Genomic DNA, 24,336 nt, shown 5'->3' with positions numbered 1-24,336 from the left:
GCCTCCAACTTGAACTCCTGCGTGTACTGCGCACGCACCTGCTTTGCTGCTGTCATTCCTTGACTCCTTGTCGGCATTTTCAACAAGGACCAAGAACTCCACTTTTCAGGGGCAAGGTCAGTATCGGGAACGGCTGACCGGACTCGATCACACGAGCGCCGAGCAGCGCCGCGCCTGGATCGCATTCTTGGCTGCCGAAGGCGCGTTCATGCTGCGCCACTTCGGCTTGGTGAAGATGAACAAACAGCGATGGCGCGCGATCGCAGCCGAGTTGCGCGCGCTGCTGGCAAGCGCGTCATGAACGGACACCGGTCCTTTCTTGCAGCGAAGCGGTCTGTTGACTTTGGCGTGAAGAACTGGACATTTCGGGCGGCAGGTCAGACATGCATTTCGGGGGCACGCTCGCCGCTATTGTTCTTGGTGGAGCTGGTCCGGCAATCAGGGGTGCATCGACCACGGTGCCGCTTGTGAGCATCTGCTCATCGTTGAATGGGCCGTCACTGCCTGCGATGACCCGTCAATCCACGCCAGGCTCGTCCAGCGCCTCGGCGGCCGCGTCGGGTTCGGGGGGTTTGACGATGGTGACGGGCACGGGGGCGTCGTCGAGCACTGCGCGCGAGACGGAGCCGAAGAGGCCCGCGCGCAGGGCACCGATGCCTCGAGCGCCCATCACGATGGCCTGGCAGCCATGGGTCTCGGCCAGCTCGATGAGTGTGTGGGCCGGGTCGCCGCTGGCGATCTCGCTTTCGAAGGGCAGCCCAGCCTCGCGCAGCAGCGTTTCGGCGCCCTCCAAGGCATGGCGGCCCGCGCCCTGGGCCACGCCTTCGAGCACCTGCGCGTCATGCGCGGTGACCACTTCGTACAGGGTGGGCGGCTCCTGCACATTGGCCAGCACGAAGCGGGCCTGCAAGCCGCTGCGGGCCAGTTCGATGGCATGGCGCACGGCCCACAGCGAGAGCTCAGAGCCGTCCACTGGCAGCAGGATTTTCATGATGCGCTCCCGGGTGTTGTGGGTGTGTGTCGTTTCTACCCTAGAAGCCCTCGCCTGCCCAGAGGGGGATCAAGCAGGCCCCGGTCAGGCCTCGGGGCGGCGCCACAACCACAGGGCCACGCCCAGCAAGACGAGGTAAACCGCGCCGCGTATCCAGGGCGCCACGGGGCTCCACCAGAGGACGGTGGCGCTGCCTAGCATCATGGCCGTGGCCAGCCATTTGGCCCGGCGGGGCACGGCGCCGTGCTCGCGCCACTGGCGGATCACGGGGCCGTGCCGCGGGTGGGCCAGCAGCCGGGCCTCTAAGCTGGGCCAGCCCCGTCCGCCAGCCCAGGCAGCCAGCAGCAGGAAGGGGACGGTGGGCAGCACCGGCAGCACCACGCCCACCAACCCCAGCAGCAGCGACACGCCGGCCAGCGCGCGCCAGAGCAGGAGGCGGGTGTGTCGGATCATCGGCAGCGCTCACACGGGCGGAGGTGGGCCCGATGGTAGCCCGGACGGGGTGGGCTCACTTCATCCCCAGGCGGCGTGCGAGCTTGTGCAGGTTGCTGGCATCCAGACCGAGGGTGCGGGCGGCCGCGGCCCACTGGCCGCCATGGGCCTGGAGGGCCCGTGCGATCTGTTCACGTTCGAAGCACGCCACCGCTTCCCGCAGAGGGCGCAGCGGCTCGGCAGGCGCCGGGGCCGCCGGCGAGGGCGGGGCGCCCGGCGAGGCCGCCTCGGGGCCGTCGAGGTCGAGCAGTTCGGGGGGCAGGCTCACGATGTCCTGGCGTGCAGCACCGCGGCTCACGGCCTTGAGCGCGGCGCGGCCGATCACGTGCTCGAGTTCGCGCACGTTGCCGGGCCAGGGGTAGCGCAGCAGGGCGTCCTCGGCCGCGGGGGTGAGGCGCAGGCTGCGCAGGCCCAGGCGGGCGCGGTTGAGTTCGAGGAAGCGGCCGGCGAGCAGCAGCACGTCCTGCTCGCGCTCGCGCAGCGGCGGGATGGGCACCGGGTAGACGGACAGGCGGTGGTAGAGGTCGGCGCGGAAATGGCCGTCGCGCACCTGGTCGCGCAACTGGCGGTTGGTGGCGGCGATGATGCGCACGTCCACGCGGCGCGGGCGGTCGGTGCCCAGGCGCTGGATCTCGCCGTTTTGCAGGGCGCGCAGCAGCTTGGCCTGCACGGGCAGCGGCAGTTCGCCCACCTCGTCGAGGAAGAGGGTGCCGCCGTCAGCGGCCTCGAAGCGGCCCGGGCGGTCGGTGGTGGCGCCGGAGAAGGCACCGCGCACATGGCCGAAGAGTTCGCTCTCGGCCAGCGATTCGGGCAGGGCGGCGCAGTTCACATGCACCAGCGGCTTCTCGCGCCGGCGCGACAGGCGATGCAGGCGGCGCGCGAAGAGCTCCTTGCCCACACCGGTCTCGCCCAGCAGCAGCACGGGCAGCTCGGAATCGGCCACCACCTGCAGTTCGTGCAGCAGCGATTGCAAGGCGGCGCTCTGGCCGACGATCTCGGTGTCGTCGCGCTCGGGCGCGCTGTCGTCGGACGCGGGGCCGGGCGCGCGCGACAGGCGCAGGGCCTGGTTGTCCTGCTCCAGCCGGGTGATGCGCACGGCGGCTTCCACGAGCAGGCCGTAGCGGGCCAGGGACTCGCGCGCGGCGGCATCGAAGGTGCCGGTCTGCAGTGCATCCAGCGTGAGCACGCCCCAGGTGCGGCCCTCGACGTGCAGGCTCAGGCCCATGCAGTCGTGCACCGGCAGCGGCTCGCCCACCTGGCCGTCCACCAGGCCATCGTAGGGGTCGGGCAGGGTGCTGTCGTGGTCGAAGCTGGTGACCTCGCGCCGGGCCAGGATGGTGGCCAGGCGCGGGTGCTGGCTCACCGCAAAGCGCCGGCCCAGGGCCTCGCGCACCAGGCCGTCCACCGCCACCGGGCGCAGGTGATCGCCTTCCAGGCGCAGCAGGGCCACGGCGCCGCAGCGGAAATGTCCCCGCAAGGTGGACACGAGCCGCTGCAGGCGCACGGCAGCCGGCAGCTCGGTCACCAGATCGGCGAGCAAGAGAGCCTCCATCATGGTTAGAAAAACCCTTTGATGGTGAATAATACCCTTGCAGTTTAGGGTAAAAACGACCCGTATTGGCGCCAAGTCCTTGATCCGTCGAGGGCCAAGGGCGGGTCCGGGGTTTGCACCAGGGTGGGCAGTCCCACCCACGGAGCGACACGATGACCACCACCCCCCTGATCGACCAACCCCTGGGCCTGCTGGCCCGCACCCTCCCGGGCGCCACCCAGGTCTTCCACGAATTCCAGCTCGACTTCTGCTGCGGCGGCAAGCACAGCCTGCGCGAGGCGGCCGCCAGCAAGGGGCTGGACGCGCAGACCATCGCCGCACGGCTGGAGGCGCTCAAAGGGATCGAGGCCGGGGACGGGCGCGACTGGACACGCGTGCCGGTGGACGTCCTGATCGACCACATCCTGACCCGTTACCACGCCCGCCTGCGCGAACAGGTGCCCGAGCTGATCCGCCTGGCGCGCCGCGTGGAGCAGGTGCACGGCGACCGCCCCGAATGCCCGCGCGGCCTGGCCGACCACCTGGAGGCCATGCAGCAGGAGCTGGAGAGCCACATGCTCAAGGAAGAGCAGGTGCTCTTCCCGATGCTGCTGCGCGGCATGAGCGGCATGGCCGGCGGCCCGATCGCGGTGATGCGCGCCGAACACGACCAGCACGGGCAGGAGCTGCGCAGACTGGAGGAACTGACCGGTGGCATCACGTTGCCGCGCGGGGCCTGCAACACCTGGCGTGCGCTCTACCTGGGCCTGGCCACGCTGCGCGAGGAGCTGATGGAGCACATCCACCTGGAGAACAACATCCTCTTCGAGGGCCTGAACCCGGTGCGTGCAACGGAGGCGAGCCATGCGTGAATACCGCCGTTTGTGGTTCACGCTGATCGGCGTGCTGGCCATCACCTTCTCGCTGCTGGGCTTCTATGGGGCCGAGGTCTACCGCGCCGCCCCGCCCATCCCGCAGCACGTGGTCACCGACTCCGGTGAGCGCCTGTATTCGAAGGACGACATCCTTGATGGCCAGACGGCCTGGCAATCGGTGGGCGGCATGCAGCTCGGGTCGATCTGGGGCCATGGGGCTTACCAGGCACCGGACTGGAGCGCCGACTGGCTGCACCGCGAGCTGCTGGCCTGGCTGGAGCTGGCGGCGCAGGAGCTGCACGGGCTGCCGTACGGGCGGCTCGATGCGGCTGCACGGGCCAGCCTGCAGGCTGCGTTGAAGGCCGAGTACCGGCGCAACACCTTCGACGAGGCGAGCGCGACGGTGACGGTCTCTGAGCGCCGCGCCCGGGCGATCGCGCAAACCGCGTCCTACTACGACCGCCTGTTCGGCGACCACCCCGAATTGCAGGGCACGCGCGAGAGCTACGCGATGAAGGAGAACACCCTGCCCAGCGCGCAGCGGCGCGACAAGCTGGCGGCCTTCTTCTTCTGGACGGCCTGGGTCGCCTCGACCGAGCGCCCCGGCTCGGACGCGACCTACACCAACAACTGGCCGCACGAGCCGCTGATCGACAACCGCCCGACGGCCGAGAACCTGGTGTGGTCCGTCGTCAGCGTGGTGCTGCTGATCGCCGGCGTGGGCTTCCTGGTGTGGGCTTGGGCCTTCCTGCGCCAGCACGACGAGGACGAGCCCGAGGTGCCGAAGGCGGACCCGCTGGCGCGTTTTGCACTCACGCCCTCGCAGCGGGCGCTGGGCAAGTACCTCTTCCTGGTGGTGGCGCTCTTCGTCTTCCAGGTCTTGCTGGGCGGCTTCACCGCACACTACACCGTGGAGGGCCAGGCCTTCTATGGCATCGAGGTCTCGAAGTGGTTCCCCTACAGCCTGGTGCGCACCTGGCACATCCAGAGCGCGCTGTTCTGGATCGCCACCGGCTTCCTCGCGGCCGGCCTGTTCCTGGCACCGCTGATCCACGGCGGCAAGGACCCGAAGTACCAGAAGCTCGGGGTGGACGTCCTGTTCTGGGCGCTGGTGGTGGTGGTGGTCGGCTCCTTCGCCGGCAACTACTTCGCGATCGCGCAGATCATGCCGCCGCAGTGGAGTTTCTGGCTGGGCCACCAGGGCTATGAGTTCGTGGACCTGGGGCGCCTGTGGCAGATCGGCAAGTTCGTGGGCGTGGCCTTGTGGCTGGTGCTGATGCTGCGTGGCATCGTGCCGGCCCTGCGCCGGCCTGGCGACAAGAACCTGCTGGCGTTGCTGACGGCGTCGGTGGTGGCCATCGGCCTTTTCTACGGGGCAGGCTTCTTCTACGGCGAGCGCACCCACCTGTCGGTGATGGAGTACTGGCGCTGGTGGGTGGTGCACCTGTGGGTGGAGGGCTTCTTCGAGGTCTTTGCGACCACGGCCCTGGCCTTCGTCTTCTCGACGCTCGGCCTGGTGTCGGTGCGCATGGCCACCACGGCCAGCCTGGCCTCGGCGTCGCTGTTCATGCTGGGCGGCGTGCCGGGAACCTTCCACCACCTCTACTTCGCCGGCACCACCACGCCGGTGATGGCCGTGGGCGCGGCCTTCAGCGCGCTGGAAGTGGTGCCGTTGGTGGTGCTGGGCTACGAGGCCTGGGAGCACTGGCGCCTGAAGGCCCGCGCGGCCTGGATGGAAAACCTCAAGTGGCCGCTGATGTGCTTCGTGGCCGTGGCCTTCTGGAACATGCTGGGCGCGGGCGTCTTCGGCTTCATGATCAATCCGCCGATCTCGCTGTACTACGTGCAGGGCCTGAACACCACGCCGGTGCATGCCCATGCCGCGCTCTTCGGGGTCTATGGCTTCCTGGCGCTGGGCTTCACGCTGCTGGTGCTGCGCTACGTGCGCCCGCAGCTCGTGTTCAGCGAGGGCCTGATGAAGACCGGCTTCTGGTGGCTCAACGCCGGCCTGGTGCTGATGATCGCCACCAGCCTGCTGCCCATCGGTCTGTTCCAGTTCCACGCCAGCGTGAGCGAGGGCCTGTGGTATGCGCGCAGCGAGGAGTTCCTGCAGCAGCCCTTCCTCGAGACACTGCGCTGGGTGCGCACCTTCGGTGACGTGGTCTTCATCGTCGGTGCGGTGGCCGTGGCCTGGCAGGTCGTGATCGGCCTGTGGGGGCGGCATGCGCCGCTGGCCGGCAAGAAGGAGGCGCTCGCCGAGGCCCGCGCCTGATCAGAGAAAGCGATCCAGCAAGCGGCGGCTGGAGCGATCCAGCGCCGCCGGGTCGCGGATCAGGTAGCTCACGCCCTCTCGGTCGGCGATCAGCAGGCGGCCGCCCGGCAGTCGCCGGATGTCTTCCTCGCCCTTGAGCACGAGCTGCGTGGGGCCGCGATCGGTCTCGATGTGCCAGGTGCTGGGGGTGGCGAAGCTGGAGACGGCCCCCAGCCGCGTGATCTCGGGCATGAACTCGCGCTGGGCGAGTTCTTCCTCGATCAGTGCGCGTATGGGCGGTGCCAGGGCCTGCAGCCGGTCGATCCAGACGACCTCGTGGCCTTCGGGGGCCAGCAGCGACAGGCCTTCGTCGGGCGCGGTGATGGGGAAGGCGCGCACGGGCACGACGCCCACATGCACCTGCCCCTGAGCGTCGGTGCAGACGAGCTGGCCGTGCGGGTTGCGGTGAAGCTGGAACTCGGTCATGGCACAGGCTCCCTTCAGGCGCTGCGGGCTGGCTGGTCATGCCAGGTCTCGGGCGGGCTGCCTTCGCTGTCGACGTTGCGGGCCTGGGCCTCGTACAGGCGCCAGTAGGCGCCGCGGCGCTCCATCAGCTCCTCGTGCGGGCCCACCTCGACGATCTCGCCGCGGTCCATCACCACGAGGCGGTCGGCCTTGCGCAGGGTGGACAGCCGGTGGGCGATGGCGATCGTCGTGCGGCCCTGCACCAGGTTGTCCAGCGCCTTCTGGATCTCCTGCTCGGTCTCGGTGTCCACCGCCGAGGTCGCTTCGTCCAGGATCAGGATGCGCGGGTCGATCAGCAGTGCGCGGGCGATCGAGATGCGTTGGCGCTCGCCCCCCGACAGACCCTGCCCGCGTTCGCCCACCAGCGAGTCGTAGCCCTGGGGCAGACGCAGGATGAACTCATGCGCATGGGCGGCACGGGCCGCGGCGACGATCTCCTCGCGCGTGGCCTCGGGCTTGCCGTAGGCGATGTTCTCGGCGATGGTGCCGAAGAAGAGGAAGGGCTCCTGCAGCACCAGGCCGATGTGGCGGCGCCAGTCGGCCACGGCCACCTGGCGGATGTCGATGCCGTCCACGCGGATGGCGCCTTCGCTCACGTCGTGGAAGCGGCAGATCAGGTTGACCAGCGTGCTTTTGCCTGAGCCGCTGTGGCCCACCAGGCCGATCATCTCGCCCGGGCGGATGTCCAGGTTCAGGCCCTGGATCACACGACGGTGGCCGTAGCGGAAGCCCACATCTTCCAGTTGGATGCGCCCTTGCACCTGGGTGAGCGGCACCGGCTGCGCCGGCTCGGGCACGGACGAGACGTGGTCGAGGATGTCGAAGATGCGCTTGGCGCCGGCGGCCGCCTTCTGCGTGACCGAGACGATGCGGCTCATGGAGTCGAGCCGGGTGTAGAAGCGCCCGATGTAGGCCAGGAAGGCGGTGAGCGTGCCCACGGTGATGTCGCCGCGCGAGACCTGCCAGATGCCGAAGGCCCACACCACCAGCAGGCCGATCTCGGTGAGCAGCGACACCGTGGGCGTGAACAGCGACCACACGCGGTTGAGCCGGTCGTTGACCACCAGGTTGTGCCGGTTGGCCTCGCGGAAGCGGCGCGCCTCGCGGCCTTCCTGGGCAAAGGCCTTGACCACGCGGATGCCCGGGATGGTGTCGGCCAGCACGTTGGTGACCTCGCCCCAGACGCGGTCGATCTTCTCGAAGCCGGTGCGCAGCCGGTCGCGCACCACGTGGATCATCCAGGCGATGAAGGGCAGGGGCAGCAGGGTGACCAGCGCCAGCCAGGGGTTGATGGAAAAGAGGATGACCGAGGTCATCGCGATCATCAGCACGTCGGTGGCGAAGTCGAGCAGGTGCAGCGAGAGGAAGACGTTGATACGGTCCGTCTCGCTGCCGATGCGCGCCATGAGGTCGCCGGTGCGCTTGCCGCCGAAGTACTCTAGCGACAGCTTCAGCAGATGCTCGTAGGTGGTGGTGCGCAGATCGGCCCCGATGCGCTCGCTCACCAGGGCCAAGATGTAAGTGCGCGCCCACCCCAGGCCCCAGGCGACCAGCGCGGCCAGCAGCAGCCCGCCCAGCAGCCAGGCCACCAGCGCGGTGTCGATGGCCTGTCCGTTTTGGTAGGGGATCAGCACCCGGTCCATCAGCGGCATGGTCAGATAGGGCGGCACCAGCGTGGCGGCCGTCGAGGCCAGAGTCAGCACGAACCCGGCCAAGAGTTGGCCGCGGTAGGGCCGGGCGAAGCGCCACAGGCGCAACAAGGTCCATGCCGAAGGCGGGGTGGCTTCCGGGTCGGCCTCAGCGGCCTCGGGCGCTTCGGCCGGCGCACGGACCGGGCTAGGGGTCGTCTGGCCTTGCAGCAGGCCCTGTTGCGTCTGGAAACGCTCGACCAGGGCCTGGGCTGCAGGCTGGCGCCCAAGCGTCAGGTGCCACACCGCCAGCCGGCGCTGGGCGTCGTGCAGGGCGAGGTGGGCCACTCCGGCGTGGTCGCTCAGGCGCAGCTCCAGCGCCGGGCTCAAAGACCATGCCCGCCATGGGGCTTCAGGGTGGTCGCGGGCCAGCAGGCGGCGGTCGGTCAGCACCAGCCACTGGGGCGCAAACTGCAGCCGGTCGTCGAGGTCAACCTCCAGCGTGGCCAGAACGTTCTCGGCAGGAGCCAGTGCAGGGCGCAGCCCGGCCGGCCAGGGGCCGCAAGTGTGGCCAGCCAGGTCGGTTTGGAGGGAGACGGACAAGTTCATGGATTCGTGGACCCCGTCGGGCGGGGGGATGGGACGGGCGCCAGGGTCGGCCCGGACGGCCGCGCAACGCCCTGGAAGGGCTCACGCGCGAGCCCCTGCAAAGGTTGACATGCAAGCGCCGCAGGGGCGGCAGGATCGGGACAGAGGGTTGTCAGTCATGAGTCACAGAAGTATCGAATTCCTACGCATCGCCTACCTGCGCGGGCCCAATCTCTGGACCTACCGGCCGGTGATCGAGGCCTGGGTGGACATCGGCGAGCTGGAGGACCATCCCTCCAACACCCTGCCCGGCTTCTACGAACGCCTCTCGACCTGGCTGCCCGGCCTGGTCGAGCACCGCTGCGGCGTGGGCGAGCGCGGGGGCTTCCTGCTGCGTCTGCGCGAAGGCACCTGGCCGGCCCACATCATGGAACACGTGGCGATCGAGCTGCAGACCCTGGCGGGCATGCCCACCGGGTTCGGCAAGGCCCGCTCCACCGCCACCCGCGGGGTGTACAAGGTGGTGGTGCGCGCCCGCCAGGAAGATGTCGGCCGAGCCGCCATTGTCGCCGCCCGCGACCTGGTGATGGCGGCCATCGAGGATCGACCCTACGACGTGGCGGCCACCGTGGCCCACCTGCGCGAACTGGTCGATCGCCGCTGCCTGGGGCCCAGCACCGCCTGCATCGTCGATGCCGCGGCCGATCGCAAGATCCCGTCCATCCGCCTCACCCAGGGCAACCTGGTGCAGCTGGGCTACGGCCGGGCGCAGCGCCGCATCTGGACGGCCGAGACCGACCGCACCTCGGCGATCGCCGAAAGCATCGCCAGCGACAAGGAGCTCACCCGCCGGCTGCTGGCGGCCGCCGGCGTGTGCGTGCCCGAAGGCCGTGTGGCGCGGGATCCGGCCGACGCCTGGGAGGCGGCCCAGGAGATTGGCCTGCCGGTGGTGGTCAAGCCCTCGGACGCCAACCACGGCCGCGGCATCTCCATCGAGCTGCGCCGTCGCGAGGACATCGAGGCGGCGTTCCATGTGGCCGCGCGCGAGGGCAGCGAGGTGCTGGTCGAACGCTACATCCCCGGCGGCGAGCACCGCCTGCTGGTGGTGGGCAACCGGGTGGTGGCGGCCTCGCGGGGCGACGCCGCCTGGGTCACGGGCGATGGCCGCTCTACCGTGGCCCAGCTCGTCGAGACGCAGGTCAACAGCGACCCGCGCCGCGGCGAGGACGAAGCCTTTCCGCTGGACATCGTGCGCCTGCACGAGCCGGCCAACGTGCTGGAACTGGCCCGCCAGGGCTACACCGCCGAGGCCGTGCCGCCGGAAGGCCAGAAGGTGCGCGTGCAGCGCAACGGCAACCTGGCGATCGACGTGACCGATCGCGTGCACCCGGAGGTGGCCGAGATGGTGGCCCTGGCAGCGCGCGTGGTGGGCCTGGACATTGCCGGCGTGGACGTGGTGGCCGAGGACATCGGCCGTCCCCTGGCCGAGCAGGGCGGGGCCATCGTGGAAGTGAATGCCGGCCCCGGGCTGCTGATGCACTTGAAACCGGCCGAAGGCGAGCCACGCCCGGTGGGCCAGGCCATCGTCGATCACCTTTTTCCCGAGGGCGAGACGGGCCGCATCCCGGTGGTGGGTGTCACGGGCGCCCAGGGCACCACGCTCACGGCGCGCCTGCTGGCCTGGCTGCTGCACCTGGGCGGCCGTCACGTGGGTCTGGCCTGCGGCGAGGGCCTCTTCATCGACCGTCGCCGTGTCGAGGCGGGCGACCGCGCCACCTGGGCTGCCGGCCAGCGCGTGCTGATGAACCGCATGGTCGATGCCGCGGTGATCGAGAACGGCCCGGAAGCTATCGTGCGCGACGGCCTGGCCTATGACCGCTGCCAGGTGGGCATCGTCACCGGCGTGGCCGGGGCCGCCTCGCTGGCTCACTACCACATTCATGACGACGAGCAGCTCTACACCGTACTGCGCACCCAGGTGGACGTGGTGCTGCCCGAAGGGGTGGCCGTGCTCAACGCCGACGACCTGCTGGCCGCGCAGATGGCCCCGCTGTGCGACGGCGACGTGATCTTCTATGCCCGTGACGGCCAGCGCGAGGTGATCGAGACCCATCTGGCCGCCGGCCGCCGGGCAGTCTTCCTGCGCGGCCAACGGGTGCTGATGGTGCAGGGCGCGAAGGAGACCCCCTTGATCGAATGGCGCTGCCTGCCGGTCATCGACGGCCATGAGCCCGAGGCCGTGCTCGGCGCCGTGATGGCTGCCTCGGCGGCGGCCTGGGGCCTGGGCATGGAGATCGACCTGATCCGTGCCGGCATCAAGACCTTCGCCACCCAGTCGGCCCCGCCGGCCCCGGCGCCGCTGCCCGCGCTCGCTCACGCCGCCCCGACCACTGAGACCGCCGAGACCCCGGCCCTGGCCTCGGCTGCCTGACTCCGACCCAAAGATCAACACCATGGACGTTTCCCGCATCCGGGCCCTGCGCGGCCCCAACCTCTGGACACGCCGCACGGCCATCGAGGCGGTGGTGATCCTGCGCGATGACGAGCTCGATCTCGAAGCCCGGCCGGGCTTCGAAGCCCGCCTGCGTGCGCTTTTCCCCGAGATCGGCGCGCTGCGCTCCACGGGCCACACTGGCGCGGTGTCGATGGCCCATGCCCTGGCCGCCGCGGCGCTGGGCCTGCAGGCCCAGGCCGGCTGCCCGGTGACCTTCAGCCGCACCACGCCCACTCCCGAGGAGCGAGTGTTCCAGGTGGTGGTCGAATACAGCGAGGAGCCGGTGGGCCGCCTGGCCTTCGAACTGGCCCAGGCCCTGTGCGAGGCGGCGGCGCAGGACACGGCCTTCGACTTGGCCGACGCCCTGGCGCGCCTGCGCGAACTCGACGAGGATGTGCGCCTGGGTCCGAGCACCGGCAGCATCGTGCAGGCCGCGGTGGCGCGCGGCATTCCCTACCGCCGTCTCACCGAAGGCAGCCTGGTCCAGTTCGGTTGGGGCAGCAAGCAGCGTCGCATCCAGGCCGCCGAGATGGACCGCACCTCGGCGATCGCCGAATCCATCGCCCAGGACAAGGAGCTCACCAAAGAGCTGCTGCTGGCCGCCGGCGTGCCGGTGCCCCAGGGCCGGCCGGTGACGGACTTCGACGACGCCCGCCGCGCAGCGGCCGAGATCGGCTGGCCGGTGGTGGTCAAGCCGCGTGACGGCAACCAGGGCAAGGGCGTGACCGTCAACATCGTCAGCGACGAGCACTTGCGCATTGCCTACGACGCCGCGCGTGCGATCAGCGACGAGGTGCTGGTCGAGCGCTTCATCCCGGGCTACGACTTTCGCCTGCTGGTGGTGGGCGACCGCCTCGTCGCTGCCGCTCGGCGCGACCCGCCGCATGTGATCGGCGATGGCCTGCACAGCATCCGCGAACTGGTGGAGCAGGCCAACACCGATCCGCGCCGCGGTGACGGCCATGCCACACCGCTCACGCGCATGCGCATCGACGACATTGCCCTGGCCCGCCTGGCCCTGCAGGGCTTCGGACCGGACGACATTCCGCCCAAGGGCCGGCGCGTGGTGCTGCGCAACAATGCCAACCTCAGCACCGGCGGCACGGCCACCGACGTGACCGACGACGTCCACCCCGAGGTGGCGGCCCGCGCCGTCGATGCGGCGCGCATGATCGGCCTGGACATCTGCGGCGTCGACGTCGTGTGCGAGAGCCTGCAGCAGCCCCTGGAGGCCCAGGGTGGCGGCGTGGTGGAGGTCAATGCCGCGCCAGGCCTGCGCATGCACCTGAGCCCGTCCTACGGCAAGGGCCGCCCGGTCGGCGAGGCCATCATCGACACCATGTTCGCGCCTGGCGAGGACGGCCGCATCCCGGTCGTGGCCGTCACCGGCACCAACGGCAAGACCACGGTGGTGCGGCTGACCGCACACATCCTGTCGCGTCAGGGCTGGCGCGTGGGCATGACCAACACCGACGGTGTCTACATTCAGGGGCGGCGCATCGACACCGGCGACTGCAGCGGCCCGCGCAGCGCGCGCAACGTGCTGGCCCACCCGGACGTGGATGCCGCGGTGTTCGAGACCGCGCGCGGCGGCATCCTGCGTGAGGGCCTGGGCTTCGACCGTTGCCAAGTGGCCGTGGTCACCAACATCGGCTTGGGCGACCACCTGGGCCTGAACTACATCACCACGGTCGAGGATCTGGCCGTGCTCAAGCGTGTCATCGTCCAGAACGTTGCGCCCACCGGCATGGCGGTGCTGAATGCGGCCGACCCGATCGTCGTGGCCATGGCCGACAACTGCCCCGGGGAGGTCACCTACTTTGCGGCCGACCGCTTCCATCCAGTGATGGCCGCACACCGCGTGCAGGGCCACCGCGTGGTCTACGTGGATCGCGGCGACATCGTGGCCGAGCAGGCCGGTGCCAAGCACCGCTTCCCCCTGGCCGAGGTGCCGCTCACGCGCAACGGCACCATCGGCTTCCAGGTCGAGAATGCGATGGCTGCCGTGGCGGCGGCCTGGGCGGCCGGTGCCGGCTGGGATGCCATCCGCACCGGGCTGCTGACCTTCGAGAACGATGCCGACAATGCACCGGGGCGCTTCAACGTCTTCACCGTGCGCGGCGCCACCGTGATCGCCGACTACGGCCACAACCCCGACGCCATGGGCGCGCTGGTGCGCGCCGTCGATTCGATGCCGGGCAAGCGCCGCACCGTCGTGATCAGCGGTGCGGGCGATCGCCGCGACGAGGACATCCGGCAGCAAACGCGGATCCTGGGCGCCGCCTTCGACACCGTGATCCTCTACCAGGACCAATGCCAGCGCGGCCGCGCCGATGGCGAGGTGCTGGCGCTGCTGCGTGAGGGCTTGCAAGGGGCCAGTCGCACGCGCGACGTCCAGGAGATCCGCGGCGAGTTCGCCGCGATCGATGCGGCGCTGGCCAGCCTGCGCGAGGGCGACCTCTGCCTCATCCTCATCGACCAGGTCGACGAAGCTCTGGCCCACCTGAGCCGGCGCCTGGCCGAGGTTTGAACGTCAGCCCGCGGGGCGAGGCCGGTGTGTCTCGCCCTGGCGGGGCAGTGATGCGCTTCGACCGTGGGGTGATGGTGTTCCTCGTCACTATCACCAGGGTGTCACATCGAGCAGTGCCAGTCCCCCCAGGAGGGCAAAGATCACGGCGGCGGCGGCGTGGATGTGCCGGATGGGTAGGCGTCGCGTGATGCGCTCGCCCAGCAGCACTGCCGGGGCGTTCGCGATCATCATGCCCAAGGTGGTGCCCAGCACCACCGCGGTGAAGGCCGCGTACTGGGCCGCCAGCGCCACGGTGGCGACCTGGGTCTTGTCGCCCATCTCGGCCAGGAAAAAGGCCAGCACCGTGGTGCCGAAGACGCCGAAGCGTGCACGCTGCGCCCCTTCGGTTTCGTCCAGCGTGTCCGGGATGAGCATCCACACCGCCATCACGAGGAAGGACAGGCCCAGCACCCAGCGCATCACGTCGGCGCCCACCGCCGAGGTGATCCAGGCGCCCAGCGCGCCGGCTCCTGCATGGTTGGCCAAGGTGGCGACGAAGATGCCGAGCAGGATGGGCACTGGGCGGCGGTAGCGCGCGGCCAGCAGCAACGAGAGCAACTGCGTCTTGTCGCCCATTTCCGCAAGAGCGACGAGGCTGGTCGAGACGAGAAAGGCTTCCACGGGACAAGATGCTCCGGCCGGCGTTGACACCCATGACCGCGCACGCCCCCGGCACGCGGGCGGGCACGGTCAAAGGTCTCGCCAAGTCCGGTCGACCCCCTGTGCCATGCCCGCAAGCGGGCAAGCCTGTTGACACAGAACCCTCTCGTCGCGCCGATGCCGCGAAGGAGGGAGGCTACTCCCCAATGACGGGTTCGCATTGTAGCGGCCGGCGGCATACTGGGGCCCTTGCGCATTCCAATTCCAGGAGCCCGCCTTGTCCCCGCACACCAACCTGCCCCACGCCCAGCACCTGCGCGCCGCCGAGTCCGGCGACCTGCCGGCCATCGAGGCCTTGCTGCGCGAGCATGCACTGCCCACCGCGGGTGTGGCCGAACATCTGGCGGACTTCCTCGTGGCGTGCGATGCCAGCGGGTTGCTGGGTTGCGCCGGCCTGGAGTTTCATGGCGAGGGCGTGCTGCTGCGTTCAGTGGCGGTGCGCACCGGCCACCAGGGCCTGGGCGGACAGATGGTGCGAGCGGCTCTGCGCCAGGCCCGTCGGCGCGGCGCCCAGTGGGCCGCGCTGCGCACCACCACGGCCGAGGGCTTCTTCGCCCAACAGGGCTTCCGTCGCGTCGAACCGACCGCAGTACCCGGCGCGGTGAAAGCCTCCATCGAGTTCTGCGGAGCCTGCCCAGAGGGCAGCACCACGATGCTCAGGGACCTGCGCTCGGGCGTGAGCGTGCGAGCGGCCCGCGAGGACGACATGCCGGCCGTGCTCGAGATCTACAACGAGGAGGTGCGCCACAGCACGGCCACCTACCAGTACGCCGAGCGCACGCTCGACGAACAAGTGGCGCAATGGCTGGCCAAGCGCGCCGACGGCCACCGCTTCTTCGTGGCCGTCACCGACGACGACCAGGTGGTGGGCTACGCCAACTATGGCCTGTTCCGCCCCCGCGAGGGCTGGCGCTTCACTTGCGAGCACTCGGTTTATCTGCATCGCGATTGGCGCGGCCGTGGCCTGGGCAAGCTGCTGCTGCCGGCGGTGATGGCCCATGCGCGCGAGCGGGGCTTCCACAGCATGGTGGGCGTGGTCGATGCCGCCAATGCGGCCTCGATACGGCTGCATGAGTCCATGGGCTTCTCGGTGGCCGGCGTGATCCGCCACGGCGGCTACAAATTCGACCGTTGGCTCGATGTGGCCTTTGTCCAGGCCATGCTTTGAGCTCTTCAGCGGCTGGCCGAGACGGCCCAGCGTTCCAGCCGCGGTGCGTAAGCGGGCAGCAGAACCAAAAAGAGCGTACTGCTCACCAAGTTGAACACGAGATGAGCGGCGGCCACCGCCATGTCCGGCGTGGGCGTACGCTCCACGACCGCTTGCGCGAACAACACCAGCACGGGCGCGAACATCAAAGCGCCCGCCAGCTTGAAGCCGGTGTTGATGATCGCCGTATGGCGAGCCAGCGAGCCCATCGACAGGGAAGCCAGTAGGCCGGTGACCGTGGTGCCCACGTTCGACCCCACGACGAGATAGACAGCTGCCTGTGCGGTGAGCACCTGCTGCTGCACCAGGACCACCGCCAGTCCCGTGGTGACCGACGAACTTTGCAGCGCTGCCGTGATGACGATCCCGGCCATCACGCCGATCCAAGGGTTGCTCGCCTGAGCCAGCACGTCCAGCACCGCCGGCGTGTTGCGCAGCGGGGCCAGCGCCACGCCGATGAGGTCGAGTGCAAAGAGCACGAAGCCGAAGTAAAAGATCACTTTGCCTGCAGGCTTCCAGCGCCCCGGCGCAATAGCCGAGACCACAGCCCCCAAAGTCAGAGCCATCGGGCCCAAGGCCGTGAGCTTGAGCGACACCAGCCAGGCCGTGGCCGTGGTACCGACGTTGGCCCCCAGCAGCACGGCCAAGGCGTTACGGAAGCCCAGCACGCCGGCGTCCACCAGCGCAATGGCCAACGACGTGACGGCCGACGATGACTGGATGAAGGCCGTGAAGCCCGCTCCGAGCAAGGCGGCGCCGTAGCGGTTGGCCGTGGCACGGCCCAGCCACGCGCGCAGCCGTTCACCGCCGGCGGTCATCAACTCATGAGAGAACCCCGACAGACCGAAGAGGAAGAGCACCACGGCACTGAGGGCCGAGAAAATCCATTGCCATTCGGTCATGTTGGTGTCTGCCAGTCAGGCGTGAGCCTTCACGTGGATGCGCAGGTCGTCGATCGCGACGACCTGGCCGGCACGGATCTTGGCGCTCTTGCGCGTCTCGGGCCGGCCGTCCACCTCGACGCGGCCCGCGGCCACCTGGGCCTTGCCCTGGCCGCCGCTGCCGGCAGCGCCGACGAGCTTGAGCAGGGCATGCAGTGCGATGTGGTCGCCGCGCAGCTCGAAATCGATCTCGGTCACGTCAGACGGCCAGCAGCTCCACCTCGAACAGCAGCGTCGCGTTCGGCGGGATCACGCCACCCGCGCCGCGTGCGCCATAGCCGAGCTGCGGCGGGATGACCAGGCGGCGTGTGCCGCCCACCCTCATGCCCTGCACGCCCTCGTCCCAGCCGCGGATCACCATGCCAGCGCCCAGCGGGAAGACGAAGGGGTCGTTGCGGTCCTTGCTGGAGTCGAACTTGGCGCCCGGCTGGCCGTTGTCATAGAGCCAGCCGGTGTAATGCACCGTGACGTGCCGGCCGGCGCGAGCCTCGTCGCCCTGGCCGGTCACGGTGTCTTCGTACTGTAGCCCGGAGGCGGTGGTGATCATGTGGATCCTTTCTGTGAAGTGTCAGCCCTGAGACCCGGCTCGTGGAGCAGACGACCAGACAGGGCGGGGGACGGGGCGCCACGGTAGCACAGCTTCACGAACGCAGGCGCGCGACGATCCGCCGCGGCGGGATTTCTCGGCCACAATGGGCGTATCGCTTCGCCCAGCCTTCGTTCGTGGACCCGTCGCCATCCATCGATCCGTCACCTGCCTCGCCGGCCGATGAGGCTGTGCTGGCCCTGCTGGCTGCCGGCCAGCGGCTGGAGGACGGGCGCTGGACGGTCCAGCACGGCCCCTACCGTCTGCATTCGCAGTTCCAGCCGATCTACAGTCTGTCTCACCACCGGGCCGTCGGGCATGAGGCGCTGCTGCGCGCGGTGGATGAGCACGGCCGCGCCGTGGCGCCGTCCTCGGTGCTGGCAAGCGCCGCCTCGCTCGACGACCTCGTGCGGCTGGATCGGCTGTGCCGTTTGGTGCATGTGGGCAACTTCAGCGCGCTGGCGGGACAAGACCACTCGTGGCTCTTCCTGAACATCCATCCCGGGGTGTTCGTGCGCGGCCCCGACCTGGGCGGGCAGCGTTTCATGCGCGCCCTGCTCGAACGTTTCGGGTTGAAGCCCACCCAGTTGGTGCTGGAGGTCACCGAGGACATGGTCGGGCGCGACCAGGGTTTCGAGCGCGCGGTGGCCGAGGCCCGGGAGCTGGGCTGCCTGCTGGCGCTGGACGACTTCGGTGCGGGCCACTCGAATTTCGACCGGGTCTGGCGCATCCGCCCCGAGATCGTCAAGCTCGATCGCAGCCTGGTGCGTCGCGCGGCCACCGAGCCGCGCATCGGCCGCATCGCCACCCAAATGGTCTCGCTGCTTCACGCCTGCGGGGCCATGGTGCTGATGGAAGGCATCGAGACGATGGACGAGGCCTACCTCGCGCTGCAGGCCGATGTGGATTTCGTGCAGGGCTATCTGTTCTCACGCCCGGCGCCGGTGCTGGTGGGCCATGACGAACCTCGGCGGGTGATCGACGCGGTGTGGCAGCGTTTCGATGCCCGTTTCGATGCCGAAAAGCGTGCCGAGCGCGAGCGCGTGGCGCCGTACATGAACGCCATCGGTCATGCCGCCGCCTCGCTGCAGGCCGGCTTGCCGCTGGAGGTGTGCTGCCAAGAGTTCCTGGCCTTGCCCGGGGCCGAGCTGTGCTACCTGATCGACGAGCACGGTCTGCAAATCGGCCACAACGTCACCTCGCCAAGCTTCGAGGCCAAGCGGTCCGCCCAGTTCGCGCCGCTGCGTGACGCCAGCGGCGCGCGCTGGGCGCGCAGGCCCTACTTCCGCCGCGCGCTGGATCATTTCGGGCGCGTGCAGGTCACCCGCCCGTACCTGACCGTTCATGGTGCCCACCTGTGCGTCACCGTCTCGATCAGCCTGCGCTGGCAGGGCCGGGTGGCGGTGCTGGGAGGCGACATCGACTGGGACATCCACCCTGCACTGGGGTAAGCTTTGTCCGCGTGAACGAGGCTTGCGGCCGCCTGCCACTCCCTCCACTCTTTCAGCCCGCATGTCCACGCCCCCGCTGCCCGTCTCCAGGGACACCGATGCCGCCACCGCGCCGGCCGTCGCCGCTGAAGGCGAAAGCGCCGACGCTCGGCCGGACCCGGCCCACCCCTGGCGAAGGCCGCAGGTGCTCGATCCCGCGCAGATCGAAGCGCGTCTGCGCGATCGCCTGTTCTGGTTCACGGTGGTCGTCAGCTTGGCTGGGGCCCTGGGTGCGGGGGGGTACTTCTGGTGGCTGCAGCAGCCCTTGCTGGTCGGGGTGATCGCCTCTTACGCACCGCTGGCTCTGGCCGTGTCGGCCTATGTGGCCCGCACCGGGCGCACCCGACGGGGCATCGCCGCGCTCATGGTGTCGATCACGTTCGTGTTGACGGCGCTCACCTGGCTGCTGGGGGGCTGGACTTCACCCACCCTTTGGTGGTTGGTGCTGCTGCCGATGATGTGGATGCTGACCGGTGCTCGGCGCGAGGGCCTGATGCTCGGTGGGGCCATCTTGGTGGTGCTGGCGGTGACGCCCTGGGTCGTTGACGCTCTGGGGCTGCCCGACCTGTCGCCCACCGCGGCGGCGCAGCGTGCCCTCAACGGGGGGGCCTGGGCGGCTGCCGGTCTGGTGCTGTTCGGCTGTTTCGTGCTGTACGCCCTCAATCTGCGCCGCGGGTTGCGCCGCGAGCTGACCCTGGCCCTGCGCGAGCTGCGGCGCTCGCGCGACGAGGCCCTGGCCGCCTCGCAGGTCAAGGCTCGCTTCCTGGCCAACATGAGCCACGAGGTGCGCACCCCCATCAACGGCATTTTGGGCGCGATCGAGTTGCTGCGTGCCACACCGCTCGATGCCCGCCAGCAGCAGATCGTGGCCTTGCAGCGGCAGAGCCTGGACACGCTGATGGCCCTGGTCAACGACGTGCTCGACTACACCAAGATCGAGTCCGGGCGCATGGAACTCGAGCCCGTGGAGACCGATCTGCGCGAACTGGCCTTCGATGCGCTGGAGCTGCACGCGGCCGCGGCGCACGAGAAGGGCTTGGAGCTGACCCTGGGCTGGGCGCCCGAGGTGCCGGCCGTCGTGCGGGTGGACCCGACCCGGCTGCGCCAGGTGCTGGGCCACCTGGTGGCCAACGCCGTGCGTTACACCATCCGTGGCGGGGTGCACATCCAGGTCGGCGTCGAGCCCGAGGGCCTGTGTGAGGGCCAGGCTCGCCTGCGCATCGAGGTGCACGACACCGGCGTGGGTATCGCGCCCGAACTGCTGCCCCGGCTCTTCGAAGCCTTTCCGCGCAGCGACGAGTCCACGGCCCGTGCCCCCGGGGGCACGGGCCTGGGGCTGGCGATCTGCCGCGAGCTGGTTCAGCTCATGGGGGGGCAGATCTCGGCGCGCAGCGAACCGCACAAGGGCTCGGTCTTTACCCTGGAGCTGACGCTGGACCACATCGAGCAGCCGAGCGCCGGCCTGCCGCCCGGCGTGCCCCTGCATGTGCTGGTGGTGGCCAACTACCTGCGGCTGGTGCAGCATGTGCAGGCCGGTTTGCGCGAGTTCGGTGTCAGCTACGAGGTCAAGCCGGTGCCGCCCACCCAGGCCGAGCTGCTCGTGCTGCGCGACCGAGGCGTCAACGCCATCTTGCTGGACGAGAAGCTGCTGGGCGCGCGCGGGCACGACCGCCTGGAGCAAATGGCCCGCGAGGCCGGCCTGCCGGTGCTGCTGATGCGCGGGGTGTCCAGCGACACCACGATGGGCATGCTCGATGGCGTGTTCGTACTGTCCAAGCCGGTGCGTCCGCACGCGCTGCACGACGGCTTGCGCTGGGCCTTGCATGCCCGCCGCCAGAGCGGTCGCCCCACACCCGGGCCGACGCCGCCGGCGCCGCCGGCGGCCGAGCGGCCGGCGCTGGCCGGCCGTGTCCTGCTGGTGGACGACAACCCGGTCAATCAGGTCATGACCCAGGCCATGCTCGAACGCTTGGGCTTGGCCGTGGTGGTGGCCGGCGACGGACACGAGGCACTCAGCCGCTTTGCCGAGCAGACCTTCGACGTCGTGCTCATGGACGTGCAGATGCCCGGGATGGACGGCCTCACCGCCACCGAGAAGCTGCGCGCGATCGAACGTCAGGCGGGCCGCGGCCGCACCCCCGTCTTGGCCGTCACGGGCAACCCCGAGCCCGAGGTGCGCCAGCGCGGGCAGCTGGCCGGCATGGACGACTTCCTGGGCAAACCCTTCACGCTGGAGCAGTTACAGCGCATGCTGCTGCGCTGGCAGCCCGAACTGCTTCCCGGTTCGACCACGGCGTGGACCGTCGGCCCGACCGCCGGGGACGGCCCGCCCTGAGGGACGGCGCTTGGCCGCCGGGAGGGCCATGAGGCCCGGCGCCGCAACGCCTCAGAAGCCCGCGTCCGGCCGGGCCAGGTAGGCTGCCTCCTCGGAGGTGCTGGCCCGGCCCAACACCGCATTGCGGTGCGGAAAACGCCCGAACCGCAGGATCACCTCGCGATGGCGGTGGGCATAGTCCAGCGCATCGACCAGGCGGGCATCCTCGGTGGCCAAGGCGGTGAACAGGCGCACGCTCTCGTCCTGTGCGGCCGTGTCCTCCGCGTGCTCGAACGGCAGGTACACGAACCAGCGTTGCAGGCTCGACAGGTGCCGGTCCTCGCCGGCGGACACCAGGCCCCGGGCGAGCGCCAGGGCCCGGGCGTCGCCGGCAAACGCTCGGGGGCTGCCCCGGTGGACGTTGCGGCTGAACTGGTCGAGCACCAGGATGAGCGCGAGTGTGCCGGTCGGCGTGGCCGCCCAGTCCTGCAGCCCACCTGCGAGGGCCTGCTCCAGCCAGGGGCCGAAGCGCGAGGCGATCCGATGGTCGAAGCCCCGGTCCTTGCGGAACCACTCGGCCCGCGGCTGCCCGCGCGACCGGCCATCATCGCCGTCGAACCAGAAGTCGAGCACCGCCTGCGCAGGCGGCGGCAGGGCGGGGCTCACCGCGCCCACAGCGCCTGGGTCTCAGGGTGGCGCTGCATGTAGGCCCGCACATAGGAGCACAGCGGATTGACCTTGAACCCATGGGCACGCGCATGGTCGAGCGCGGCTCGCACGAGCTGCGCCGCGATGCCCTGCCCGCGCAGGGCCAGCGGTACGCCGGTGTGGGTCATGTGCATGATGCCGTCGCGCAGTTCATAGTCCGCGACGCTGAGCTGACCATCGAGCGCAGCCTCGAAGCGCTGCGCAGCAGGGTTGTGGGTGACTTCGACGGGCATGGGCCGGGCTCCGGGACGGGTGCTGAAGCGCCGATGGTGCCATGTCCAGGCCCGTCCTGTCCCGGGTCAGGTCAAGGCCGCAGCGTGCCGAGGCGACACCGCCGGGCCTGGCCCGCCCGTCCATGGGGGAGGGCATGGACACCGCCCCGACCTCGGCGCACCATGTCAGCCTGAGGCTGGGCGTGCGCCCGCCTGCGCGCGCCGGCCACGGAGGTTTGCGATGAACGAGCTGACGATGCCACCTGCCCCGCCAGCCCTGCGGTTTCGCACCTTGCTATACCGCTACTGGTTTTTCGCTTGGCTGTTCCGCGACGTCGGCCGCGGAACAGTGTTCGAGCGTTCCGCCGCCTGGCGTCACAACCGCGAACAGGCCCGCTGGCTGCCCACCTATCTGCGCCGCTGGTCCACGCTGGGGGCCGTCCTTTTCGTGCTGGGGGCGTTGGTCGAACTGGCCGGCGGCGCAGCGCTGCTGGCGGCCCTGTTCTTCGTGCCCTCGGTGATCAGCGTGCCGGTCAATGCGGTGATCAGCGTGGCCTGGCTGGGGTTGAAGCTGTTGCCTGGCCCGCTGTAGGGCGCGGGGGCCGATCCTGGCCCACCCGTAGCGAGGCGACCCGCTACGAGGGCCGCCGTGCAGGCCGCTCGGCGCTTTGGCACACTTGCGGGATGAACCCTTCGATGCCCCTGCGCACCCTGGGCCACAGCGGCCTGCAAGTCACGCCCGTCTGCCTGGGCACCATGACCTTCGGCCAGCAGGTCGATGAAGCCACCTCGCACCGCATCCTCGATCGGGCGCTGGAGTTGGGCCTCAACTTTCTCGACACGGCCGAGATGTACCCTGTGCCGCCCTCGGCCGAACGCTACGGCGACACCGAACGCATCCTGGGCCGATGGCTCGCCGCGCGTCCCGGTGTGCGCGACCGGCTGGTGCTGGCCACGAAGGTCGCCGGCCCGGTGCGCGGCTATGGATGGATCCGCCAGGGCAGCGCCGACCTCAAGGCACACGACATCCTCAAAGCCTGCGACGACAGCCTGCAGCGGCTGCGTACCGATGTCATCGACCTCTATCAGATCCACTGGCCGGTGCGCAACGTGCCAATGTTCGGGGCGCTGTACTTCGACCCTTCGCGTGACCGGCCCGTGTCGTCGATCCACGAGCAGCTCGATGCTTTGGGGCGTTTGGTGCGCGAGGGCAAGGTGCGCGCGGTGGGTCTGTCCAACGAGACGCCCTATGGCGTGGCCGAGTTCGTGCGCGTGGCCGAACAGCACGGCCTGCCGTACGTGGCCACCGTGCAAAACCCGTACAGCCTGGTCAACCGTTCGGTCGAGAACGGCCTGGACGAGGTGATGCACCGCTACGGCGTCTCGCTGCTGGCCTATTCGCCGCTGGCCTTCGGGCTGCTGACCGGCAAGTACGACGACGGCGGGCTGACGGGTGGCGCCGCGGGCCGGCTCGCGCAGTTCGAATCCATGCGCCAGCAGCGCTGGGGCCGCCCCGAGGCTCTGGCGGCGGCACGGCGCTACAACGCCCTGGCGCGCGAGCACGGGCTGACGCCGACCCGGATGGCCCTGGCCTTTTGCTACACCAAGTGGCAGGTGACGAGCACGATCATCGGCGTGACCAGCGTCACCCAGCTCGAGGAGGACGTGGCCGCCTGGGGCACCAGGCTGTCGCCCGAACTGCTCGAAGCCATCGACCGCATCCGTTGGGAGATGCGCGATCCGGCGCAGTGACCCCGGCGCCATGGCCCGAACGCCGCACGTCAGCGAGACCCCGGCCACGCAGTGGCTGCGCCGTCAGGGAGTGTCTTTCAGCGAACACGTCTACGACTACGTCGAGCATGGCGGCACGGCCGAGTCGGCGCGTCAGCTCGGGCTGGACGAGCATCTGATCGTCAAGACCCTGGTGATGCAGGATCAGGACGGACGGCCGCTTATCGTGCTGATGCACGGCGACCGGCAGGTGAGCCTCAAGGCCCTGGCGCGCGACATCGGCGCCAAGAAGGTCGAGCCGTGCAGGCCCGAGGTGGCCGAGCGCCACAGCGGCTACAAGGTGGGGGGCACCTCGCCCTTCGGCACCCGCAAGGCCATGCCCGTCTATGTGGAAGCCGGCATCCTGGAGCTGCCGCGCATCTGCATCAACGGTGGCCGTCGCGGCTACCTCGTCGGCTTGGAGCCCGCGGTGCTGACCCAGCGGCTGGGGGCGAGGCCGGTGCGGTGCGCCAGTGCAGAATAAGCGTCTCACGCACTTCATCC

General features: G+C 69.8%; 22 protein-coding genes and 1 riboswitch. Of the genes, 11 read left to right on the top strand and 11 right to left on the bottom strand.

Annotated elements, in window-relative coordinates; genetic code table 11:
* The first annotated feature begins 43 nt into the window (after positions 1-43).
* Positions 44-301: a hypothetical protein gene (locus ACK4ZD_RS11810; protein WP_409662176.1), complete on the top strand. Its 258-nt coding sequence runs from the start codon at positions 44-46 to the stop codon at positions 299-301.
* A gap of 216 nt (positions 302-517) precedes the next feature.
* Here ACK4ZD_RS11810 and ACK4ZD_RS11805 read toward each other — a convergent pair whose 3' ends face one another.
* From ACK4ZD_RS11805 to norR, 3 genes are all read right to left on the bottom strand, one after another.
* Positions 518-991 (bottom strand): universal stress protein, encoded by a 474-nt coding sequence (locus tag ACK4ZD_RS11805; RefSeq protein ID WP_409662173.1) that lies wholly within the window; start codon positions 989-991, stop codon positions 518-520.
* Positions 992-1,075: 84 nt separating this feature from the next.
* Positions 1,076-1,444: a YbaN family protein gene (locus ACK4ZD_RS11800; protein WP_409662170.1), complete on the bottom strand. Its 369-nt coding sequence runs from the start codon at positions 1,442-1,444 to the stop codon at positions 1,076-1,078.
* A 55-nt stretch (positions 1,445-1,499) separates the two neighbouring features.
* On the bottom strand, positions 1,500-3,038 hold the full coding sequence (gene norR, locus ACK4ZD_RS11795) for a nitric oxide reductase transcriptional regulator NorR (protein WP_409662167.1): 1,539 nt from the start codon (positions 3,036-3,038) through the stop codon (positions 1,500-1,502).
* A gap of 149 nt (positions 3,039-3,187) precedes the next feature.
* On the opposite strand from norR, the gene ytfE reads away from it, so the two are divergent.
* On the top strand, positions 3,188-3,886 hold the full coding sequence (gene ytfE, locus ACK4ZD_RS11790; RefSeq protein WP_409662165.1) for an iron-sulfur cluster repair protein YtfE: 699 nt from the start codon (positions 3,188-3,190) through the stop codon (positions 3,884-3,886).
* Positions 3,879-6,161, top strand: coding sequence for a nitric-oxide reductase large subunit (locus ACK4ZD_RS11785; protein WP_409662162.1), 2,283 nt, complete (start codon positions 3,879-3,881; stop codon positions 6,159-6,161). The genes ytfE and ACK4ZD_RS11785 overlap by 8 nt, the downstream gene beginning before the upstream one ends.
* On the opposite strand, the gene ACK4ZD_RS11780 is transcribed toward ACK4ZD_RS11785, so the two are convergent.
* Both ACK4ZD_RS11780 and ACK4ZD_RS11775 read right to left on the bottom strand, forming a co-directional pair.
* Positions 6,162-6,626, bottom strand: coding sequence for a DUF1854 domain-containing protein (locus ACK4ZD_RS11780; protein ID WP_409662159.1), 465 nt, complete (start codon positions 6,624-6,626; stop codon positions 6,162-6,164).
* 14 nt (positions 6,627-6,640) lie between these two features.
* On the bottom strand, positions 6,641-8,902 hold the full coding sequence (locus ACK4ZD_RS11775; RefSeq protein WP_409662156.1) for an ABC transporter ATP-binding protein: 2,262 nt from the start codon (positions 8,900-8,902) through the stop codon (positions 6,641-6,643).
* 157 nt (positions 8,903-9,059) lie between these two features.
* Between ACK4ZD_RS11775 and cphA (ACK4ZD_RS11770) the strand changes: the two genes are divergently transcribed.
* A complete protein-coding gene (gene cphA / locus ACK4ZD_RS11770; RefSeq protein WP_409662153.1) occupies positions 9,060-11,312 on the top strand; it encodes a cyanophycin synthetase in 2,253 nt (750 codons plus the stop codon).
* A 22-nt stretch (positions 11,313-11,334) separates the two neighbouring features.
* The gene (cphA, locus tag ACK4ZD_RS11765; protein ID WP_409662150.1) at positions 11,335-13,905 is read left to right on the top strand and encodes a cyanophycin synthetase; all 2,571 of its coding nucleotides are present in this window, start codon (positions 11,335-11,337) and stop codon (positions 13,903-13,905) included.
* 90 nt (positions 13,906-13,995) lie between these two features.
* On the opposite strand, the gene ACK4ZD_RS11760 is transcribed toward cphA (ACK4ZD_RS11765), so the two are convergent.
* On the bottom strand, positions 13,996-14,565 hold the full coding sequence (locus ACK4ZD_RS11760) for a TMEM165/GDT1 family protein (protein WP_409662147.1): 570 nt from the start codon (positions 14,563-14,565) through the stop codon (positions 13,996-13,998).
* A gap of 6 nt (positions 14,566-14,571) precedes the next feature.
* Positions 14,572-14,768, bottom strand: a riboswitch (yybP-ykoY riboswitch).
* A gap of 53 nt (positions 14,769-14,821) precedes the next feature.
* Here ACK4ZD_RS11760 and ACK4ZD_RS11755 point away from each other — a divergent pair.
* Entirely contained in the window at positions 14,822-15,772 is a 951-nt protein-coding gene (locus tag ACK4ZD_RS11755; protein ID WP_409662144.1) for a GNAT family N-acetyltransferase, read from the top strand.
* Between the two features lie 5 nt (positions 15,773-15,777).
* On the opposite strand, the gene ACK4ZD_RS11750 is transcribed toward ACK4ZD_RS11755, so the two are convergent.
* Genes ACK4ZD_RS11750 through ACK4ZD_RS11740 form a run of 3 tightly spaced genes read right to left on the bottom strand, consistent with a single transcriptional unit; the run spans position 15,778 to position 17,299 of the window.
* Positions 15,778-16,713 carry a Na/Pi cotransporter family protein gene (locus tag ACK4ZD_RS11750; RefSeq protein ID WP_409662141.1) on the bottom strand — a complete coding sequence of 312 codons (936 nt, stop codon included), beginning with the start codon at positions 16,711-16,713 and terminating at the stop codon, positions 15,778-15,780.
* 15 nt (positions 16,714-16,728) lie between these two features.
* Complete coding sequence (locus ACK4ZD_RS11745) at positions 16,729-16,950, bottom strand: RNA-binding S4 domain-containing protein (RefSeq protein WP_409662138.1); 222 nt, start codon at positions 16,948-16,950, stop codon at positions 16,729-16,731.
* A gap of 1 nt (position 16,951) precedes the next feature.
* Positions 16,952-17,299, bottom strand: a complete 348-nt coding sequence (locus tag ACK4ZD_RS11740) for an FKBP-type peptidyl-prolyl cis-trans isomerase (protein ID WP_409662135.1) — start codon at positions 17,297-17,299, stop codon at positions 16,952-16,954.
* Between the two features lie 176 nt (positions 17,300-17,475).
* On the opposite strand from ACK4ZD_RS11740, the gene ACK4ZD_RS11735 reads away from it, so the two are divergent.
* Complete coding sequence (locus tag ACK4ZD_RS11735; protein ID WP_409662132.1) at positions 17,476-18,789, top strand: EAL domain-containing protein; 1,314 nt, start codon at positions 17,476-17,478, stop codon at positions 18,787-18,789.
* Positions 18,790-18,850: 61 nt separating this feature from the next.
* The gene (locus ACK4ZD_RS11730; protein ID WP_409662130.1) at positions 18,851-21,163 is read left to right on the top strand and encodes a response regulator; all 2,313 of its coding nucleotides are present in this window, start codon (positions 18,851-18,853) and stop codon (positions 21,161-21,163) included.
* Positions 21,164-21,214: 51 nt separating this feature from the next.
* Here the strand turns inward: ACK4ZD_RS11730 and ACK4ZD_RS11725 are convergent, their stop codons facing one another.
* Positions 21,215-21,808, bottom strand: a complete 594-nt coding sequence (locus tag ACK4ZD_RS11725; protein ID WP_409662127.1) for a DUF924 family protein — start codon at positions 21,806-21,808, stop codon at positions 21,215-21,217.
* A complete protein-coding gene (locus ACK4ZD_RS11720; RefSeq protein WP_409662124.1) occupies positions 21,805-22,083 on the bottom strand; it encodes a GNAT family N-acetyltransferase in 279 nt (92 codons plus the stop codon). The genes ACK4ZD_RS11725 and ACK4ZD_RS11720 overlap by 4 nt, the downstream gene beginning before the upstream one ends.
* 220 nt (positions 22,084-22,303) lie before the next feature.
* Here ACK4ZD_RS11720 and ACK4ZD_RS11715 point away from each other — a divergent pair, with 220 nt between their 5' ends.
* The 3 genes from ACK4ZD_RS11715 to ACK4ZD_RS11705 all read left to right on the top strand — a co-directional run bounded on the left by ACK4ZD_RS11715 (position 22,304) and on the right by ACK4ZD_RS11705 (position 24,316).
* On the top strand, positions 22,304-22,654 hold the full coding sequence (locus ACK4ZD_RS11715) for a hypothetical protein (protein WP_409662121.1): 351 nt from the start codon (positions 22,304-22,306) through the stop codon (positions 22,652-22,654).
* A 92-nt stretch (positions 22,655-22,746) separates the two neighbouring features.
* Complete coding sequence (locus ACK4ZD_RS11710) at positions 22,747-23,814, top strand: aldo/keto reductase (RefSeq protein ID WP_409662118.1); 1,068 nt, start codon at positions 22,747-22,749, stop codon at positions 23,812-23,814.
* Positions 23,815-23,824: 10 nt separating this feature from the next.
* Positions 23,825-24,316: an aminoacyl-tRNA deacylase gene (locus tag ACK4ZD_RS11705; protein WP_409662115.1), complete on the top strand. Its 492-nt coding sequence runs from the start codon at positions 23,825-23,827 to the stop codon at positions 24,314-24,316.
* The last annotated feature ends 20 nt before the right edge of the window (positions 24,317-24,336 follow it).

The organism is Caldimonas sp. (assembly GCF_046291045.1).
Taxonomy (GTDB): Bacteria; Pseudomonadota; Gammaproteobacteria; order Burkholderiales; family Burkholderiaceae_C; genus Caldimonas.
Note: the sequence above shows the minus strand (reverse complement) of the source record. Positions and strands in the feature narration are given on the sequence as shown.

What these genes read in the sequence shown, in the direction of transcription:
- ACK4ZD_RS11805 (WP_409662173.1), bottom strand. Translation starts at nt 991, where the DNA reads ATGAAAATCCTGCTGCCAGTGGACGGCTCTGAGCTCTCGCTGTGGGCC.
- ACK4ZD_RS11800 (WP_409662170.1), bottom strand. Translation starts at nt 1,444, where the DNA reads ATGATCCGACACACCCGCCTCCTGCTCTGGCGCGCGCTGGCCGGCGTG.
- norR (WP_409662167.1), bottom strand. Translation starts at nt 3,038, where the DNA reads ATGATGGAGGCTCTCTTGCTCGCCGATCTGGTGACCGAGCTGCCGGCT.
- ytfE (WP_409662165.1), top strand. Translation starts at nt 3,188, where the DNA reads ATGACCACCACCCCCCTGATCGACCAACCCCTGGGCCTGCTGGCCCGC.
- ACK4ZD_RS11785 (WP_409662162.1), top strand. Translation starts at nt 3,879, where the DNA reads ATGCGTGAATACCGCCGTTTGTGGTTCACGCTGATCGGCGTGCTGGCC.
- ACK4ZD_RS11780 (WP_409662159.1), bottom strand. Translation starts at nt 6,626, where the DNA reads ATGACCGAGTTCCAGCTTCACCGCAACCCGCACGGCCAGCTCGTCTGC.
- ACK4ZD_RS11775 (WP_409662156.1), bottom strand. Translation starts at nt 8,902, where the DNA reads ATGAACTTGTCCGTCTCCCTCCAAACCGACCTGGCTGGCCACACTTGC.
- cphA (WP_409662153.1), top strand. Translation starts at nt 9,060, where the DNA reads ATGAGTCACAGAAGTATCGAATTCCTACGCATCGCCTACCTGCGCGGG.
- cphA (WP_409662150.1), top strand. Translation starts at nt 11,335, where the DNA reads ATGGACGTTTCCCGCATCCGGGCCCTGCGCGGCCCCAACCTCTGGACA.
- ACK4ZD_RS11750 (WP_409662141.1), bottom strand. Translation starts at nt 16,713, where the DNA reads ATGACCGAATGGCAATGGATTTTCTCGGCCCTCAGTGCCGTGGTGCTC.
- ACK4ZD_RS11740 (WP_409662135.1), bottom strand. Translation starts at nt 17,299, where the DNA reads ATGATCACCACCGCCTCCGGGCTACAGTACGAAGACACCGTGACCGGC.
- ACK4ZD_RS11730 (WP_409662130.1), top strand. Translation starts at nt 18,851, where the DNA reads ATGTCCACGCCCCCGCTGCCCGTCTCCAGGGACACCGATGCCGCCACC.
- ACK4ZD_RS11720 (WP_409662124.1), bottom strand. Translation starts at nt 22,083, where the DNA reads ATGCCCGTCGAAGTCACCCACAACCCTGCTGCGCAGCGCTTCGAGGCT.
- ACK4ZD_RS11715 (WP_409662121.1), top strand. Translation starts at nt 22,304, where the DNA reads ATGAACGAGCTGACGATGCCACCTGCCCCGCCAGCCCTGCGGTTTCGC.
- ACK4ZD_RS11710 (WP_409662118.1), top strand. Translation starts at nt 22,747, where the DNA reads ATGAACCCTTCGATGCCCCTGCGCACCCTGGGCCACAGCGGCCTGCAA.
- ACK4ZD_RS11705 (WP_409662115.1), top strand. Translation starts at nt 23,825, where the DNA reads ATGGCCCGAACGCCGCACGTCAGCGAGACCCCGGCCACGCAGTGGCTG.